General features: G+C 68.5%; 15 protein-coding genes. 9 read left to right on the top strand and 6 right to left on the bottom strand.

The genetic code is table 11. The annotated features are described in order from the left end of the window. Window positions 1-9 precede the first annotated feature (9 nt). From ACZYRS_RS06180 to ACZYRS_RS06165, 4 genes are all read right to left on the bottom strand, one after another. On the bottom strand, window positions 10-264 hold the full coding sequence (locus ACZYRS_RS06180; protein WP_233101807.1) for a hypothetical protein: 255 nt from the start codon (window positions 262-264) through the stop codon (window positions 10-12). Between the two features lie 20 nt (window positions 265-284). After that, entirely contained in the window at window positions 285-3,368 is a 3,084-nt protein-coding gene (locus ACZYRS_RS06175; protein ID WP_463418527.1) for a UDP-N-acetylmuramoyl-tripeptide--D-alanyl-D-alanine ligase, read from the bottom strand. Between the two features lie 110 nt (window positions 3,369-3,478). Continuing rightward, entirely contained in the window at window positions 3,479-3,982 is a 504-nt protein-coding gene (gene pal / locus ACZYRS_RS06170) for a peptidoglycan-associated lipoprotein Pal (RefSeq protein WP_198786512.1), read from the bottom strand. 95 nt (window positions 3,983-4,077) lie between these two features. Next, window positions 4,078-8,700, bottom strand: a complete 4,623-nt coding sequence (locus tag ACZYRS_RS06165; RefSeq protein ID WP_463418526.1) for a hypothetical protein — start codon at window positions 8,698-8,700, stop codon at window positions 4,078-4,080. A 61-nt stretch (window positions 8,701-8,761) separates the two neighbouring features. Between ACZYRS_RS06165 and ACZYRS_RS06160 the strand changes: the two genes are divergently transcribed. Further along, on the top strand, window positions 8,762-9,022 hold the full coding sequence (locus ACZYRS_RS06160; RefSeq protein WP_198786514.1) for a hypothetical protein: 261 nt from the start codon (window positions 8,762-8,764) through the stop codon (window positions 9,020-9,022). A gap of 186 nt (window positions 9,023-9,208) precedes the next feature. Beyond that, the gene (locus ACZYRS_RS06155) at window positions 9,209-9,643 is read left to right on the top strand and encodes a DUF1841 family protein (protein WP_007838777.1); all 435 of its coding nucleotides are present in this window, start codon (window positions 9,209-9,211) and stop codon (window positions 9,641-9,643) included. Here the strand turns inward: ACZYRS_RS06155 and ACZYRS_RS06150 are convergent, their stop codons facing one another. Next, window positions 9,644-10,627: a LysR substrate-binding domain-containing protein gene (locus ACZYRS_RS06150; protein ID WP_463418525.1), complete on the bottom strand. Its 984-nt coding sequence runs from the start codon at window positions 10,625-10,627 to the stop codon at window positions 9,644-9,646. A gap of 104 nt (window positions 10,628-10,731) precedes the next feature. Between ACZYRS_RS06150 and pcaH the strand changes: the two genes are divergently transcribed. Together pcaH and pcaG are read left to right on the top strand one after the other, a co-directional pair. Next, on the top strand, window positions 10,732-11,457 hold the full coding sequence (gene pcaH, locus ACZYRS_RS06145; protein WP_463418524.1) for a protocatechuate 3,4-dioxygenase subunit beta: 726 nt from the start codon (window positions 10,732-10,734) through the stop codon (window positions 11,455-11,457). Between the two features lie 11 nt (window positions 11,458-11,468). Beyond that, window positions 11,469-12,080, top strand: coding sequence for a protocatechuate 3,4-dioxygenase subunit alpha (pcaG, locus tag ACZYRS_RS06140; RefSeq protein WP_463418523.1), 612 nt, complete (start codon window positions 11,469-11,471; stop codon window positions 12,078-12,080). Window positions 12,081-12,147: 67 nt separating this feature from the next. On the opposite strand, the gene ACZYRS_RS06135 is transcribed toward pcaG, so the two are convergent. Further along, the gene (locus tag ACZYRS_RS06135) at window positions 12,148-12,843 is read right to left on the bottom strand and encodes a c-type cytochrome (protein WP_198786518.1); all 696 of its coding nucleotides are present in this window, start codon (window positions 12,841-12,843) and stop codon (window positions 12,148-12,150) included. A gap of 162 nt (window positions 12,844-13,005) precedes the next feature. Between ACZYRS_RS06135 and ACZYRS_RS06130 the strand changes: the two genes are divergently transcribed. The 5 genes from ACZYRS_RS06130 (at window position 13,006) to ACZYRS_RS06110 (ending at window position 17,945) form a co-directional block, all read left to right on the top strand. Next, the gene (locus ACZYRS_RS06130) at window positions 13,006-13,860 is read left to right on the top strand and encodes an AAA family ATPase (RefSeq protein ID WP_463418522.1); all 855 of its coding nucleotides are present in this window, start codon (window positions 13,006-13,008) and stop codon (window positions 13,858-13,860) included. Further along, window positions 13,857-14,117 carry a hypothetical protein gene (locus ACZYRS_RS06125; protein ID WP_463418521.1) on the top strand — a complete coding sequence of 87 codons (261 nt, stop codon included), beginning with the start codon at window positions 13,857-13,859 and terminating at the stop codon, window positions 14,115-14,117. Before ACZYRS_RS06130 ends, ACZYRS_RS06125 begins: the two co-directional genes overlap by 4 nt. Window positions 14,118-14,146: 29 nt before the next feature. Then, the gene (locus ACZYRS_RS06120) at window positions 14,147-14,734 is read left to right on the top strand and encodes a GNAT family N-acetyltransferase (RefSeq protein ID WP_463418520.1); all 588 of its coding nucleotides are present in this window, start codon (window positions 14,147-14,149) and stop codon (window positions 14,732-14,734) included. Between the two features lie 18 nt (window positions 14,735-14,752). Further along, the gene (locus tag ACZYRS_RS06115) at window positions 14,753-15,940 is read left to right on the top strand and encodes a vWA domain-containing protein (RefSeq protein WP_198786521.1); all 1,188 of its coding nucleotides are present in this window, start codon (window positions 14,753-14,755) and stop codon (window positions 15,938-15,940) included. Between the two features lie 73 nt (window positions 15,941-16,013). After that, window positions 16,014-17,945 carry an autotransporter assembly complex protein TamA gene (locus ACZYRS_RS06110; protein ID WP_463418519.1) on the top strand — a complete coding sequence of 644 codons (1,932 nt, stop codon included), beginning with the start codon at window positions 16,014-16,016 and terminating at the stop codon, window positions 17,943-17,945. The last annotated feature ends 5 nt before the right edge of the window (window positions 17,946-17,950 follow it).

Genomic DNA, 17,950 nt, shown 5'->3' with positions numbered 1-17,950 from the left:
CTGTGCACCTCAGCATCGGGGTGCGCGCGCCTTTGCAGCTTCGACCTGTCGCTCGGTTCCCATGTCGCGTTGAAACGTCGTTTGCGCGGTCGTGCAGCCCGCCTGCCGGTCCACCGTCGCCTCCCCCCGCACTGCGGGCAAACCCTCTGCCAGCACCAAGGCGATGTTGGCGCACAACAGCATGCACAGCACCCAGGCGAACAGCAGCTGCAGCCATCCCAGCCACCAGCGTCGCGGCGCCTCCACGTCGCGTTCGTAGGGCATGTGGATCAATGCGTTCCATCTCATGGCAGTGCTTTCAAAACCCGGGCAAGCCGGGACAGGCCGACGCCCGCGGAACTCTTGGCCAGCACCCAGTCGCCCGGTTGCAGCAGACCGCCCAATGCGGTCGACAGGTCCGACACGTCCACGAACCAATGTGAACGGACCTTGGTACGGATGCGCGCGTGCAGCGCCCGCATGAGCGGACCGCACAGCAGCACCCGGTCGGGCTGCGACGCCAGCAACTCTTCCTCCAGGTCGAGGTGATGGCGTTGCGCCGCGGGACCCAGCTCCTGCATGTCGCCGAGGATGGCGACACGTCGCGCAGGTTCGCAGGGGGCTTGTGACAGCAATTCGAGCGCCGCCCGCATCGAGCTGGGGTTGGCGTCATAGGTTTCATCGATCAGCTTGAAGCTTCCGCCGCCGATGTGAATGGTGTGCAGCGCACCGCGTCCGCCCGGCGGCTCGAAGTGCGCGAAGGGCTCCACGGCCGCGGCCAGCGGCAGGCGCAGCGCCTGCAGCGCGCCGAGCGCGGCGACGGCGCTCGCGCCCATGTGGCGCCCGGGCGCGTTGAGCCGCAGCTGGAAGGGCTCGCCGGCCACCTGCGCCTGCACTTCGCCGTGATCGAAGGCGAGCAGGCGCACGTCGGCCTCCTTGTGCTCGCCGTAGGTCACGATCTGCAGCTGGTGCGCCATCGCGGCTTCGGCGAAGGTCGCGAACTCGGGCATGTCGCGGTTGAGCACCACGTTGTCGCCGGCGGCCATGCCCTGGAAGATCCGGCTGTCCATGCGCGCGGCCGCTTCCGAAGGGCCGCGGTGCTTCTGCGATGCGGCCGACAGGCCCGTCACCACCACCAGCGAAGGCCGCACCAGTTGCGACGATGCGGGCATGTGCGAGGTGCCCATCTCCAGCACCCAGTAGGCCGCATGCCGCGGCATGCAGGTGAGGTTCCACGCGATGCCCGAGGGCAGGCTGATGTTGCCTTCGGGCTGGCCGACCTCGCCCCACACGGTGAGCGCGCCGGCCATCATCGCGGCCACCGTGCTGCTGCCGGTGCCGTGGCCCAGCACGCCGCACACGCGGCCGGTGAATTCGGTGCGCGCATGTTCCCCGAGTTGCAGCACGGCTTGCAGCACATTCGGCACCTTGAGCACCGGCACGCGCTTGTCCAGGTGCGGCTTGGGGTCGGTGCACAGCACCGCCGCGGCCGGCTGCAGCACGCCCTTGAGCGTGACCGCCGCGAGCGGCGTCTTCGAGGGGCGCGTCTGGTTCTCGAACACCACGCGGCCCTTGCGCATGAAGGAGCGCTGCGTCACGCCGCTCGCGCGCCATCCGTCTTCGGGGCGCACCACCCATTCGCCGCTGGTCACGCGGGCCATTTCGCTGGCGGTCCAGGCGGCGCCGTCGTCCCGCGGGCTGCTGGCCGCGCTGCTCGCGCCCAGCGGCACGCGGCGCTCCAGCAGGTAGCGGTGGTACGACGCGAAGCCCGAGACGTACTGCTCGACATCGTCGATGCGCACGCGGAACGCATGGTGGCGAATGAAGAAGGAGCCGACGACCGTGGACGGCCGCCGGAAGTACATCGCCACCTCCGGCCAGAAGAAGCCATTCAGGAGATAGTGCGCGCGGTAGTCGAGCGCGCGGTAGAACTTCTCGGTGTCCAGCTCGTCCAGCAGGTGCCGCATCGCGGGCATGCCTTCCAGGCGCTGGAGCATCTGCTGCGCGGCGAGCATGAGCCCGAGCAGCGTCGGGAAGGTGGTCTTGCGGTCGAGCACGAAGTCGAGATACCCCGCGACGTTCTGAAGCCCGAAGCGGAAGTACTTCTCCTGCGGGCTCCAGTGCGTGAGCTCGTTGACGCAGCAGCTCAACCAGTGGTCGTGCGCCTGCCAGTGCTGGCTCGCGATGAAATGATCGAACGCCTTCTCCACCGCCGCCAGCCAGCGCGCATCGCGCGTGAGGCCATAGAGGCGCATGAGGCCGTAGGCCGCTTCGCCGTCGTAGTAGATGACGCGCGAGGCTTGCTTCACCGCCAGGTCGGTGGCGTGCAGCACATGGTTGAAGCGCCCGGTGGCCGCATCCTGCAGCGACACGATGCCCAGCGCCAGCTTTTCGAGCAGCGGCAGCCAGCGCCGCGTGTCCATGAGCTCGCAGTACTTCACCAGCGCGAGCACGCAGGCCGCGTTGCCGCCCAGCTTGATCTCGCCGCCCGTGTCCACCAGGAACGCCACCTCGCGGCCGTCGGCCAGCTGGTAGTCGCGGATGAGCCAGTTGGTCAGGTGATCGAGCGCACGGTCGATGGCCGAGCGCAGCGTTTCGTCGCGCGTGACCTCCCACGCCTCGAGCATGGCGTGGATCGCGCTCGCATGGCGCATCGCGTCGTAGGTCGGGATGCGGCGGTCGAAGCACGGGAAGTAGCCGTACACGAAGAGGCCGTCGCTCTGCACCTGGCGCGCCAGGTACGCGGAGCCGCTGCGCACGAGGTCCATCGCCGACTGCGGGTTGAGCGCCGGCAGCTGGCGCCGGCCCGCATCGAGCCCCGTGCCGATGAGCTTGTGCACCACGCCGTCGGGCTGGCAGAACACGCCCACGGTCGCCAGCAGGTAGACCGGCTGGTCCGTCGGCATCTCCAGCGCGAGCGAGCGCTGGAAACGCGCCTGGCCGTAGGCCTCGAAGTTGCGCGGGTTCATCACCGCATGCGCGATGGTCGAGTCGCCCGCCAGCATCGCGTTGGCGTTGAGCTCCTGCTCGGTGAAGGCGATCTCGAAGTCCTTGTCGAAGGCCAGGCCGAGGCGAAAGTAGTTGCGCTTGACGGCCGTGAGCTGCGTCTTGAACTGCGCCCAGTCCATCGGGCTCGCGCCCTCGACCCAGTCGATGCGAAGCCAGGGCGAGACCACGCCGTGGTCGCGCACCCAGCGCTCCACGATGTCGGCGCCTTCGCGCCATGCGGTCTCGAACTCGGCGGCCCGCGCGTGCACGACGTGCGCGCGCTGCGAACCGTCGCTCACCGAGAAGAACAGCGTGAACGCGGGGTAAGGGGCAGGCAGCGCCGCGCACACCGACGCAAGGCGTTCGTGGCAGGCGTGGAGCTGGTCTGAAAAGGACATCATTCGGCCCCGATCGAGTGCGGGAGACCGGTCGCGTCCGTCATCTGCTCTCGCTTCGACGGAATCGCTGACCGGAGACTGTTGCCTTCGACGTCATCGCTTGGCCTTTCGATTCAGCGGTAGCTGAATTCGGCGCGGCGATTGAGCTGGTAGCCCTCCTCGGTGGTTTCCAGGGACGCGGGCTTCTCGATGCCCCAGCTGATGGCCTCCACGCGCTCGGCCGGCACGCCCATCTGCGTGAGCGCCCGTTGCACCGACTCCGAGCGGCGCTGGCCCAGCGCGAGGTTGTATTCGCGGCCGCCGCGCGAGTCGGTGTGGCCTTCGATGACCACGCGGCTCGACGGGCGGTTCTTCAGGAAGCTCGCGTGCGCTTCCACGATGCGCTGGTCCTGCGTGCGGATGTTGTATTTGTCGAAGTCGAAATACACGATCTTCGGCACGCCGGCCGGTCCGTTCTGCAACGGCGCGGGCGGCGGCGGTTCCACCTTGGCCACCGCGGCCGCGCCCTTGTTCGAGTAGTAGTAGGTCGCATCGTCGCGGCCGCTCTTGGGCGTGCTGCAGGCCACGAGGCTGGCCCCGAGTGCAACGATGGCCAGTATCCGGAAATTCTTTTTCATATCAATCCTTTCGCGGGACAGGCCGGTGGCCGGCCTGTCCCTGTCTGCGGTTTCCCTCTTCCCTCTCTCCTTCGCTCTTCTTGGCTTCTTGACCCTTAGCCCAGCAGGCCGTGCAGGATGTTGGTCACCGGAGATGCCGCGTGCTCGACCAGGCTGGTGATCGGGGTCACGACCTCGGTCACCAGCGGGGTGACCGCGTGATCGACGGTGTTCACCACCGTGTCGACCACCGGAGCCACCGTGCCCGTTGCGCCGGCCAGGATGTCGGTCACCGGTGCCAGTGCGCCGGAAGCGGCACCCGTCACGGTGGCGACGATCGGCGCGACGGTGTCCGTCAGGCCGCCTGCCACGCCGGAGATCGGCTCCAGGATGTTGGCGACCGGACCGTCGCCGCCCAGGACGCCGCCGAGCAATCCACCCACCAGCCCATCCTGGCCCAGCAGGCTGCCGACCAGGCCGTCATTGCCCAGCAGGTTGCCCACGAGGCCGTCGTCGCCCAGAAGGCCACCGACCAGACCGTCGTTGCCGAGCAGACCGCCGACGATGCCGTCGTTGCCGAGGACGCCGCCGAGCAGGCCACCGTCACCGCCGAGGACGCCGCCCAGGAGGCCGTCGTCACCCAGGATGCCGCCGACCAGGCCGCCGTCGCCGAGGACGCCGCCGAGCAGGCCGCCGTCACCGCCGAGGACACCGCCCAGGAGGCCGTCGTCACCCAGGATGCCGCCGACCAGGCCGCCGTCGCCGAGGACGCCGCCGAGCAGGCCACCGTCACCGCCGAGGACGCCGCCCAGGAGGCCGTCGTCACCCAGGATGCCGCCAACCAGGCCGCCGTCGCCGAGGACGCCGCCGAGCAGGCCACCGTTCCCAAAGAGCAAGCCGCCGAGACCACCGTCGCCGCCGAGGACGCCGCCCAGGAGGCCGTCGTCACCCAGCACGCCGCCGAGCAAACCGCCGTCACCGCCGAGCAGACCGCCTACGAGGCCGTCGTCGCCCAGGATGCCGCCGAGCAGGCCGCCGTCGCCGCCGAGCACGCCGCCCAGCAGGCCGTCGTCACCCAGCACGCCGCCGAGCAGGCCGCCGTCACCGCCGAGCAGACCGCCTACGAGGCCGTCGTCGCCCAGGATGCCGCCGAGGAGACCACCGTCGCCGCCAAGGACGCCGCCCAGGAGGCCGTCGTCACCCAGCACGCCGCCGAGCAGGCCGCCGTCACCGCCGAGGACGCCGCCCAGGAGGCCGTCGTCACCCAGAACACCGCCGAGGAGGCCGCCGTCGCCGCCGAGCAAGCCGCCCAGCAGACCGTCGTCACCCAGGACACCGCCGAGGAGGCCGCCGTCGCCGCCGAGCAGACCGCCCAGCAGGCCGTCGTCACCCAGCACGCCGCCGAGGAGGCCGCCGTCACCGCCGAGCAGACCGCCCAGCAGGCCGTCGTCACCCAGCACGCCGCCGAGGAGGCCACCGTCGCCGCCGAGCAAGCCGCCCAGCAGGCCGTCGTCACCCAGCACGCCACCGAGGAGGCCGCCGTCGCCGCCGAGCAAGCCGCCCAGCAGGCCGTCGTCACCCAGCACGCCGCCGAGGAGGCCGCCGTCGCCGCCGAGCAGACCGCCCAGCAGGCCGTCGTCACCCAGCACGCCGCCGAGGAGGCCACCGTCGCCGCCGAGCAAGCCGCCCAGCAGACCGTCGTCACCCAGGACACCGCCGAGGAGGCCGCCGTCGTCGCCGAGCAGACCGCCCAGCAGGCCTTCGTCACCCAGCACGCCGCCGAGGAGACCACCGTCGCCGCCGAGCAGACCGCCCAGCAGGCCGTCGTCACCCAGCACGCCGCCGAGGAGGCCGCCGTCACCGCCGAGCAGACCACCCAGCAGGCCGTCGTCACCCAGCACGCCGCCGAGGAGTCCACCGTCGCCGCCGAGGACACCACCCAGGAGGCCGCCGTCACCGCCGAGCAGACCACCCAGCAGACCGTCGTCACCCAGCACGCCGCCCAGCAGGTCGCCGTTCAGCAGGTTCGCCACGCCGTCGGTAAGGAAGTCCACTTGCGTGTCCACCGCGTTCAGCAGCGCCGCCGTCGTTCCCGCGCCCAGCAGCTGGTCGGTCAGCGGGCTCACGAGGCCGCTCACGCCGTCCGTCACCTGGTCCACCACACCGTCGACCGGGTCGAGGATGTTGGGGTTGTTCGGGGTGAACACGTCGCCCAGGATCGGGGCCAGCAGGCCGTCGACCACGTCCGTCACCGAATCGGTGATGCCGGCCACCGGGGTCAGCAGGTCGCCCAGGCCCAGGTCGCCGAGCAGGCCGTTGTTCAGACCGGTGGCGATACCGCCCACGATGCTGTCGACCGGATCGAGCAGCGCCGGACCGCCGGGGGTGCCGGGGTTGCCGCCGCCGATGCCGTCCAGGAGGCCGCCGAGCAGACCGCCCAGGAGGCCGTCTTCGCCGATGAGGCCGCCCACGATGCCGTCTTCGCCGAGCAGGCCGCCAGCCAGGCCGTCCGGTCCGAGCAGGCCGCCGACGATGCCGTCGCTGCCCAGCAGGCCGCCGACCAGACCGTCGTCGCCCAGGAGGCCACCGACCAGGCCGTCGTCGCCGAGCAGGCCGCCCACGAGACCGTCGTTGCCCAGGAGGCCGCCGACGATGCCGTCGTCACCGAGCACACCGCCCAGGAGGCCGTCTTCGCCCAGCAGGCCGCCGACGATGCCGTCGTCGCCCAGCAGACCGCCCAGGAGGCCGTCGTCGCCCAGGAGACCGCCGACCAGGCCGTCGTTGCCCAGGAGGCCGCCCACGAGGCCGTCGCTGCCGAGGAGACCGTCTTCACCCAGCAGGCCACCCACCAATCCGTCGTCGCCGAGCAGGCCGCCCAGGAGACCGTCCGCGCCGAGCAGACCGCCCAGCAGGCCGTCGCCGCCGAGCACGCCGCCCAGCGGGCCGCCTTCGCCCAGCAGGCCGCCGACGATGCCGTCTTCACCGAGGAGACCGCCCAGGAGGCCGTCTTCGCCCAGCAGGCCGCCGGCCAGACCGCCTTCGCCCAGCAGGTTGCCGAGCACGCCGTCTTCGCCGAGCAGACCGCCGACCAGGCCGTCGTCGCCGAGCAGGCCGCCCAGGGCGCTGCCGTCGCCGGTCAGGCTGCCCAGGAGGCCGTCCGCACCGAGCACACCGCCCAGGACGCCGCCGAGCGCGCCGTCTTCACCGAGCAGGCCGCCCAGGACACCGTCGTCGCCGAGCACGTTGCCCAGCAGGCCGCCCAGGGCGCTGCCGTCGCCGATCAGGCCGCCGACGATGCCGTCTTCGCCCAGGAGGCCGCCGACCAGGCCGTCTTCGCCGAGCAGGCCGCCGATCAGGCCGTTGTCGCCCAGCACGCCGTCCAGCAGGCCGCCGACGATGCCGTCTTCGCCCAGGAGGCCGTCCAGGCCGAGGCCTGCGGTCAGGCCGCCGAGCGGGCCGTCACCGGCGAGCAGGTTGTGCAGGCCGTCGGTCACATAGTCGACCTGGCCCAGCAGCGAGCCGAGCAGCGCATCGGTCACGCCGGCGCCGAGCAGGCCGTCCACCACGGGGCTGAGCGTGTTGCCCAGCGGGTCGAGGACGTTGCCCACGAGGTTGTCGACCGGGTCGAACTCGTTGGGGTCGTTCGGGGTGAATTCCGAACCGAGTAGCGGAGCCAGCACGCTGTCGACCACATCGGTCACACCGTCGACCAGCGGGGACACGGGAGCCAGGGCGCCGCCCAGGCCGAGGGTGTCATCGATCGCGTCGACCACACCGTGGACGAGGCCGTCGCTCGGATCGAGCAGGTGGTCTGCGTCTGCGTCTGCGTCTGCATCGGCATCCGCGTCGGCGTCAGCATCCGCATCCGCATCCGCATCCGCATCGGCATCGGCATCGGCATCCGCGTCAGCGTCGGCATCAGCGTCTGCATCGGCATCGGCATCGGCATCTGCATCTGCATCTGCATCGGCGTCTGCATCTGCATCGGCGTCTGCGTCGGCGTCTGCGTCTGCGTCTGCGTCGGCATCAGCGTCTGCATCGGCGTCTGCGTCTGCGTCTGCGTCTGCGTCGGCATCGGCATCGGCGTCTGCGTCTGCGTCGGCATCAGCGTCGGCATCAGCGTCTGCATCGGCATCGGCATCGGCATCAGCGTCTGCATCGGCATCGGCATCAGCATCAGCATCAGCATCAGCATCAGCATCAGCATCGGCATCGGCATCGGCATCCGCGTCGGCATCGGCATCAGCGTCCGCATCGGCATCACCGTCTGCATCCGCATCGGCGTCCGCATCCGCGTCGGCATCTGCATCGCCGCCATCGCCCAGGCCAGGAACCAGGAACGGCACGCCGCTGCTGCCGCCGTCGCCACCACCGCTCAGCGCGGCGCCCAGTGCCGCGGCACCCAGGGCGCCCAGCGCGAATTCGCCAAGGCCGATGCCGCTGCCGGCCGCGAGCTTCTTGGTCACGGCCAGGGCGGCTGCGTCTGCATCGCTGTCGGGCGGGGTGACCTGCAGGTCGCCCGAGGCCACATCCACATTCACTTGTTCGAGGCCGCCGGGCAGCTTGGTCGAGCCGATGGTCGCATCGGTGCCGCCGGTGAAGACGCCGGCCAGCGGCGCCTTGTTGGACGCCGAGCCGGGGAACATGACGTTGGCATGCCCGTCCTGAGGAACGATCACGCGGTCACCGGCGATCAGGGTCTGGTTGCCATCCACCGGAATGCGGACACCGTCGCGCATCACGGCAGTGCCGGGCGTAGCATTGGACAATGTGCCGATGCTGGCAGGCCCGGAAGGGGCGATGGAGCCCGCCGAACTCGCCATGGCAGGGCTGCCCAGCGGAGTGACGGTGGCTTGGGCGAGAACCACAGGAGCTGCGCTGGATGCGGCAAGTCCTTCGGTCGAATCGGTCGATGCTTGTGGAGCGTTCATGGCAGCCTCTGTGACAAAAGATGCATGTACAGGGGCAACTTGCGTGCCGCTTTTTGCAAGCCTTGCCAACGAGGCGCCGCCATCGATTCAAGTCGTTGATTTGTATGAAAATTTTTCTGAAAACCGCTGATGCGGCGGCACATCGAAACATCGCGTAAGGAGGTCATTTCGCGATTCGTTACGTAACGATGTAACGCCCTGTACCCGGAACGCCGCGCGTGTTCCGGGTCGCCGCAGAGGCCGATCGCGATGGCTCCTGCACTGCGTCTCTTCTCCGTCTTTCTCTCTCCGCTTTTTCTCCTTCCTCTATCTATATATGTTCAACCCCTCCCAGGAAGACGTGCGCCGCTTTTTCTGCGACGTGTACGCCAAGCACCGGCAGGGCCTTCCGATGGAAGCGCTCGAGACCATCGCCGCCGGCTGGATCGACGAGCACCCCGAGTACCACGAGGACCTGGCCGATGCCGACGCCGCGGTGGCGCGCGTGTACGACGGATCGAACGGCCGCGAGAACCCGTTCCTTCACCTGTCGATGCATCTGTCGATCAGCGAGCAGTGCTCCATCGACCAGCCGCGCGGCATTCGCCAGGCGGTCGAGCTGCTGGCCGCGCGCCGCGGCTCGCTGCTGCACGCGCATCACGAGGCGATGGATTGCCTCGGGCAGATGATGTGGGAGAGCCAGCGCGCCGGGCGCCCGCCCGATGGCGAGGGCTACGTCGCTTGCGTGCAGCGCCGCGCGACGAAAGATTGATCAGGGTTTCTGCCTACCTCGCGATGGCAAAGCGCCCTGCTGTTTGGCCCCTTCGCGCAGCAACGCGGCCATCGCAACGCGCAGCGACGAGGCCTCGGCATCGCTTCGCAGCAGCAGGCCGACCGGCTCTTCCGTGCCCGCCGTGTCGATGCGCAGGCGCACGAGCCGGCCTTCCGCCAACGCATCGCGCGCGGCGCCGAGCGGCGTGATCCAGACCGCATCGGACACCGCCACCAACGCGCGCGCCACCGCCACGTCGAGCGTCTGCAGCGCATGGGTCGGCAGCACGAGGCCGCGCGCCGACAGGAAGCTCTCGGTGTTGTGGCGCGGGATCGTGCCCTCGCCGTAGACCACCAGCGGATAGTCGAGCACCGCCTGCACGGGCGCCGGCTTGAGCGCGAGCGGATGCCCGGCGCGCACCGCGAACACCAGCGGCTCGGTGTAGAGCAGCTCGAAGCTGAGGCCGCCCATCAATCGCGGATCGCTCATGCGGCCCACCACCAGGTCGAGCTCGCCGACGCGCAGTTCGTCGAGCAGCACTGCGTTGGCGGCGCTCTTCACGGCGATCTGCGCGGCGGGCCAGTGCGCCCTGAGCCGCGCGAGCGCCGACGGCAGCAGCGCGGGCGCCACGCTCGGCAGCGCGCCGATGCGCAGGCGCTCGATGCGCCCGCCCGCCGTCGGCGCCACCGCCTCGGCGCTGGCATCGAGCGCCTCGAGCACGCGCAGCGCATGCGCCAGCAGTTGCTCGCCGGCCGGCGTGAGCCCCTGCACGCCGCGGCGGCCGGCCTGGCTGCGGTCGACCAGGCGCGTGCCGACGATGGCTTCGAGTTCCGAGAGCGTCTTGGACACCGCCGGCTGGCTCAGCGAGAGCCGCGACGCCGCGCGCGCCAAGTGGCGCTCCTGTGCCACGGCGACGAAGGCGCGCAGATGCCGCAACTGCACGTTGCGGATGAAATCCTGGCGAAGGTCGGCGGGCTTGTTCAATGACTGCTGGTTATGAAAACTGGCGCAATCTTCAATTTACATCATCGAACGGCGCTTCTAAAGTGGCGGCTCGAGAATTCGTCCCACGACAGGAGACAATGCACATGACGACCCCCACCAAGGGCATCCTTCCCACGCTCACGCCGCGCGACTGGGACGCCCACCCCGCCTACGTCTACCCCGGCTACAAGTCGACGGTGAAGCGCGGCCCGCAGAAGCCGCTGATTCCGCTGAAGGCGTCGCTCGGCGAGCTGCAGCAGCCCGTGTACGGCCACGACAGCATCGGCGAGTTCGACCATGACTTGACGCGCAACGCGCGCAAGAACGGCGAGCCGCTGGGCGAACGCATGATCCTCACCGGCCAGGTGCTCGACGAGCGCCGCCGCCCGGTCGCCAACACGCTGGTGGAGCTCTGGCAGGCCAACGCGTCCGGCCGCTACGTGCACAAGGTCGACCAGCACGATGCGCCGCTGGACCCGAACTTCCTCGGCGCGGGCCGGTGCCTCACCGACAGCGAAGGCCGCTACCGCTTTCTCACCATCAAGCCCGGCGCGTATCCGTGGGGGAACCATCCGAACGCCTGGCGCCCGCAGCACATCCACCTGTCGCTGTTCGGCCAGAGCTTTGCGAGCCGCCTGGTCACGCAGATGTACTTCCCCGGCGACCCGCTGATGCAGTACGACCCGATGATCACCGGCACGCCCGAGCGCTACCGCAACCGGCTGATCGCCGACTTCAGCCTGGACATCACCGAAGAGGGCTACGCGCTGGGCTACCAGTTCGACATCGTGCTGCGCGGCGCGGACGAGACGCCGTTCGAGAACCGCTGAAAGGAATTCCCATGCCATTGATGACCGCCCAGGAAGCCGACTTCGGCCAGACCCCCTCCCAGACCGTGGGCCCCTACTTCGCCTACGGCCTCACCGCCACGCAGTACGGCTATGACTTCGACCAGCCCTTCGACGCCGTCGTGGCGCTCGACGGTGCCACCGGCCAGCGCATCCGCCTGGAAGGCCGGGTGATCGACGGCGACGGCAATGCGATCGGCGACGCGCTGGTCGAGATCAGCCAGCCCGACGGCGAAGGCCGCTACCCGCAGACGCCCGAAGAAGCGCGCGCGCTGGGCTTTCGCGCCTTCGGCCGCGTGGGCACCGGCACCGATGCGGAGAATCGCTTCGTGTTCCACACCGTCAAGCCCGGCGCAGAGGCGCCCGGCGAAGCGCCGCACATCAACGTGATCGTCCTGATGCGCGGCATGCTGCTGCATGCGTTCACGCGCGTGTATTTCAGCGACGAGGCCGAGGCCAACGCCAAGGACGCGGTGCTGCAGAGCGTGCCGGCCGAGCGCCGTCACACGCTGATTGCCGAGCGTGTGGAGCAAGGCGGCGCGGTGAGCTACCGCATCGACATCCGCATGCAGGGCGCGGACGAGACGGCGTTCTTCGACGTCTGATCTCAGGGAAATCCCCAACAAAAAAGCCCGCATCGCGCGGGCTTTTTTGTTGGGGGAAGCGAAGCGCTTACTGCTCGCCGTGGTGGATGCGCGACTCGGGCACCGTCTTCAGCTCGCCGGGCACCGAGCTGATGTAGCTGGCCAGCGTCTTGAGTTCGGCGTTGGTGAACTTCTTGGGTTCGACCTGGCCGGCCATCACCGCGTTCGAGCGGCCCAGGTGCGCGTTGTTCTTGACGCGGTACGACTTGAGCGCCACGAAGAGGTAGTCGGCGTGCTGGCCGGCCAGCTTGGGCACGGTGCCGTCGTTCGGGGTGTTGAAGTTGGCGCCGTGGCACTTGGTGCAGCTGTTGTCGGGGCCGTTGCGGCCGACCAGCGCGGTGATGTTCTCGGGCATGGCCTTGGCGAGGGCTGCCGGCGGCGCATCGCCTTCCTTCACGCCCAGGTGGCTGTAGTAGGCGGCCACATCGGCGATGTCCTGCTCGGTGAGCGAATCGGCAATGGCGCGCATGGTGGGGTGCTTGCGGTCGCCGGCCTTGTACTGGGTGAGCGCCGAGACGATGTAGGTGGCGCTCTGGCCAGCGATCATCGGCACCTTGTGGATCTCGGGGAAGCTGGCCTGGTAGCCGATGATGCCGTGGCAGCCCACGCACATCTGAACCTTCTTGGACCCGTTCTGGGCGTTGCCCGTGACTTGTTGGGCTTGTGCCGAGAGCGTCACGCAAGCGACAGCAAGGGCAAACATCGTGGTCAACAGCTTGTTCATTTTGCGCGCACAATCTCGTGGAGATACAGTTTTTCGAATCAACATTCGATTATATGCAAGGGTCCCACGGGAACCCGCAGAGGCCGCCCAAGAGGCTGTGCGATGCGAATCGAGTGTGTTCTTTTCTCCACCCCGCCTTTCCACCTCGCTTCTCGTTCACTCATGAAATTCAAGGGCTCAGACAACTACGTCGCCACTCAGGACCTGATGCTGGCGGTCAACGCCGCCATCACGCTCAAGCGCCCGCTGCTGGTCAAGGGCGAGCCCGGCACGGGCAAGACCATGCTGGCCGAGGAAGTGGCCGAGGCGCTGGGGCTGCCGCTCCTGCAGTGGCACATCAAGTCGACCACCAAGGCGCAGCAGGGCCTCTATGAATACGACGCGGTGAGCCGCCTGCGCGATTCGCAGCTCTCGGACGTCGATGGCGGCGAGCGCGTGAAGGACATCCAGAACTACATCGTCAAGGGCGTGCTCTGGCAGGCCTTCACGGCCGACGAGCCGGTGGCGCTTCTCATCGACGAGATCGACAAGGCCGACATCGAATTCCCGAACGACCTGCTGCGCGAAATCGACCGCATGGAGTTCTACTGCTACGAGACGCGCGAGCTCATCCGCGCCAAGCACCGGCCGGTGGTGTTCATCACCTCCAACAACGAGAAGGAGCTGCCCGATGCGTTCCTTCGCCGCTGCTTCTTCCACTACATCAAGTTCCCCGATGCAGAGACGATGAAGCACATCGTCGCCGTGCACTTCCCGGGCCTGAAGCAAGAGCTGCTCACGGCCGCGATGAAGACCTTCTACGACGTGCGCAACCTGCCGGGCCTGAAGAAGAAGCCCTCGACCTCCGAGCTGCTCGACTGGCTCAAGCTCCTGGTGGCCGAAGACATTCCGCTCGAAGCCCTGCAAAGCAAGGACGACAAGGTCGCCGTGCCGCCGCTGGTGGGCGCGCTGCTCAAGAACGAGCAGGACGTGACGCTCTTCGAGAAGCTGGTCTTCATGCAGCGCAACAACCGATGAGCCAACCACCCCAGCTACCGGGGCCGCACCCCACGGGCCAGCTGCTCAAGCTGGGCGTGGCCCAGGCGGTGCTGTTCGTCGCGGGCGCGCTGCTCGGCCGCTGGGTCGGGCTGCTGCTGGGCCTGGATGCCTTCGGCGCCGGTGGCTACGGCAACAAGGAGATCTTCGGCATCCTTCTGATCGGCCTCGGTGGCGGCGGCGGTGTGCAGATCGCGCGCGCCTGGTACGTGCGCAAGTACGGCAATCCGAGAAGCTGAAGCAACTGAACCCGAGGGGTGTTTGAAAGATGGCGTTCGTCGAACCTGTCACGCTGAAGGCCCGCGACATCGCGCTGGTGCCGCTCACGCTGGACCATGAAGAGGGCCTGCGCGCCGCGGCCGCCGATGGCGAACTCTGGAAACTGCGCGTCACCTCCGTGCCCGAACCCGAGAACACCCGCGCCTACATCGAGACCGCGCTGAAGACCGCCGATCGCTTCGCCTTCGCGGTGACCGAAGCGGCCACCGGCACGGTGCTCGGCAGCACGAGCTACCACGACATCCTGCCGGGCGTGAAGCGCGTCGAAATCGGCTACACCTGGTACGCCGCGCGCTGCCAGCGCACGCACGTCAACACCACCTGCAAGCTGCTGATGCTCACGCATGCGTTCGAGGCGCTCGGCTGCAACGTGGTGGGCTGGCGCACCGACAACTTCAACTTCGCCTCGCAGCGCGCCATCGAGCGGCTGGGCGCGAAGAAGGACGGCGTGGTCCGCGGCAACGTGATGCGCCGCGACGGCACCATCCGCGACACCGTCATGTACAGCCTGCGCGCGGGCGAGTGGCCCGAGGTGAAGGCGCAGCTGCTGTACCTGCTCGACAAGCCGCGCGACTGAACACACAAGGAGCGACCCATGCTCATCGATTTCTTCTACACCCTGCGCTCGGCCAAGCTGCCGGTGTCCGTCAAGGAATACCTCACGCTGCTGGAGGCACTGCAGGCCGACGTGGTGGGCCCCAACTCCGACGGCGCCTACGGCTTGGACGACTTCTACTACCTCTCGCGCACCGCGCTCGTGAAGGACGAGAAGCACTACGACAAGTTCGACCGCGCCTTCGCCGCCTACTTCAAGGGCGTGGAGATGCTCACCGACTTCACCAAGGAAGTGCCGCTCGACTGGCTCAAGAAGACGCTGGAGCGCGAATTCACCGCCGAGGAAAAAGCCAAGATCGAGAAGATGGGCTGGGACGAGCTCATGGACACGCTCAAGAAGCGCTTCGAGGAGCAGAAGGAGCGGCACGAGGGCGGCAGCAAGTGGATCGGCACCGGCGGCACCTCGCCCTTCGGCAACGGCGGCTACAACCCGCAGGGCGTGCGCATCGGCGGCGCCGGCAAGAACAAGAGCGCGGTGAAGGTGTGGGACCAGCGTGCCTACAAGGACTACGACGACAGCCAGGAGCTGGGCACGCGCAACATCAAGGTGGCGCTGCGGCGCCTGCGCAAGTTCGCGCGCGAAGGCCACGAGGAAGAGCTGGACCTGGACAACACCATCCACTCGACCGCGGCCAACGCGGGCTACCTCGACATCAAGATGCGGCCCGAGCGCCACAACAACGTCAAGGTGCTGCTCCTCATGGACGTGGGCGGCACGATGGACGAGCACATCCAGCGCGTGGAGGAATTGTTCTCGGCCGTGAAGACCGAGTTCAAGCACCTGGAGTTCTATTACTTCCACAACTGCGTCTACGACTTCATGTGGAAGAACAACAAGCGCCGCTTCTCCGAGAAGTTCGCGACCTGGGACATCCTGCGCAAGTACAACAAGGACTACAAGCTCATCTTCGTCGGCGACGCGACCATGAGCCCCTACGAGATCCTGCAGCCCGGCGGCAGCGTCGAATACAACAACGAAGAGGCCGGCGCCGAGTGGATCCAGCGCCTGACGCACACTTTTCCGAAGTTCGCGTGGATCAACCCCGAGCCCCAGGGCGTGTGGCAATACCGCCAGAGCATCGCGGTGATGCAGCAGCTGATGTCCAACCGCATGTACCCGCTCACGCTGCGCGGGCTGGAAGACGCGATGCGCATGCTCTCCAAGTAATGCGCAAGCAGGACTGAACGACCTGTATCCGGAAGCTTCAGGAACCGGCAATTCTTGCTGTCAGAATCCGCCCATGGTCAGGGTGGTTTCCGTTTCTTCGCCGGCGTGGTGGCCGGCTTTGCTTTTTTGTGGCGTCCTTCTTTTGCAAGGCTGCAGCTTGCTGCCGAAAAAAGAAAGCACCGAAGGCAAGCCCGTCGCGGGCCTCGTGCGCAGCGGCGATGCCGACAGCACGCCCGCCGGCAAGGATGGCAAGGACGAGAAAAGAGCCGACAAGCGCGATGCCTTCACCGTCGATGTGCGTGGGCCTGAGGCGGTGCGCGACTACCTCGCGCTCCACCTCGAAATCCAGCGCTACCGCGAGCTCGACGACCTCGGTGCGACGGAAATCTCCCGCCTCATGGTCGCCGCCGAGAGCAACGCGCGCGAGTTGCTCGGCACCCTGGGCTACTTCACCCCCACGCTGACGCTCGAACTCAACGAGACGCCCCAGAGCACCAAGGCCCCGCGCGAGATCGTCATCACCGTCGCGCCCGGCGAGCCCACCAAGGTGAGCAACGTGCAGATCAGCTATGCGGGCGCGATTGCCGACGACGCCACGGCCGAGGCGCAGCGTGATTCGATCCGCACCGGCTGGGCCCTGCGCGCGGGCCTGCCCTTCACCCAGCAGGCCTGGGACGACGCCAAGACCACCGCGCTGCGCAGCCTCACGGCCAAGCGCTTCCCCACCGGCAACATCGAGGTGAGCCGCGCCGAGGTCGATGCCGACCGCAGCGAGGCGCGCCTGAGCGTCACCTACCAGTCGGGGCCCGCGTACAAATTCGGCCCGCTCATGCTGCGGGGCCTTTCGCGCTACGACCCCGACGGCGCGCGCCGCATCGCGCGCCTGCCCTCCGGCACCGACTACGACCAGCAGAAGCTGCTCGATGCGCAGCAGCGCCTGGCCAGCAGCGGCTACTACGACTCGGTGTTCCTCACGCTCGATACCGAGAGCGGCAACCCGCTGGCCGCGCCCGTCATCGCGCAGCTGCGCGAGGCGCCGCTGCAGAAGGTGGTGCTGGGGGCAGGATTCACCACCGACAACGGCCCGCGCCTGTCGATCGACCACATCCACAACCAGATCCCGCTGCTGGGCTGGCGCGCGGTCTCGCGGCTCTCGGTGGACAACGACATCAAGTCGCTGGGCACCGAGTGGAACGCGATCCCCGACGACAAGGGCTGGCGCTGGTTCTCCGGCGCCGAGCTCAAGCGCGAGGAATCGGGCAGCTACATCGTGGACAGCGGCCGGCTGCGGGGCGGCCGCAACAAATCGAGCGACCACATCGACCGCAGCTACTTCCTGCAGTACGACTACGCGCAGAACCGCGGCATCAACGCGCCGCCCTCGGCCTCGGCGGTCACCGCCAACTGGGGCTGGACCGGCCGCTACTTCGACAACAACTCGGCCCCCTCGCGCGGCTACGCGCTGGCGCTCGAACTGGCGGCCGGCTACACCCTCACGGGAGAGCGGACGCCCTTCACCCGCACCTACGTGCGCGGGCTGGGGATCCTGCCGCTCGGCTCGGCCGAGGACACCGAGGCGCGCGCCCGCCGCAGCCGCCTGCAGCTGCGCGTGGAGGCCGGCGCGGTGTCGGCCAAGGACTCGGCGCAGATCCCCTCCACGCTGATGTTCCTCACCGGCGGCGACACCACCGTGCGCGGCTACAGCTACAAGCAGATCGGCACCGTGCGCGCCGACGGCCAGACGGTGGCGGGCCGCTACCTCGGCGTGGCCAGCGTCGAGTGGCAGCGCCCCTTCGTCTACAACAACAAGCTCACCGAATGGGAGAGCGTGGTGTTCGCCGATGCCGGCGCCGTGGCCGACAAGCCCGGCGAGCTCAAGCCCAAGGTGGGCGTGGGCGTGGGCGCGCGCTGGCGCAGCCCGGTCGGGCCGGTGCAGGCCGACCTCGCCTACGGCGTGGACACGAAGAAATTCCGCCTGCACTTTCGCCTCGGCTTCACCTTCTGACCCGC

It is taken from the genome of Variovorax sp. AC194 (assembly GCF_979257995.1).
This window is presented reverse-complemented; position numbering and strand designations above follow the sequence as displayed.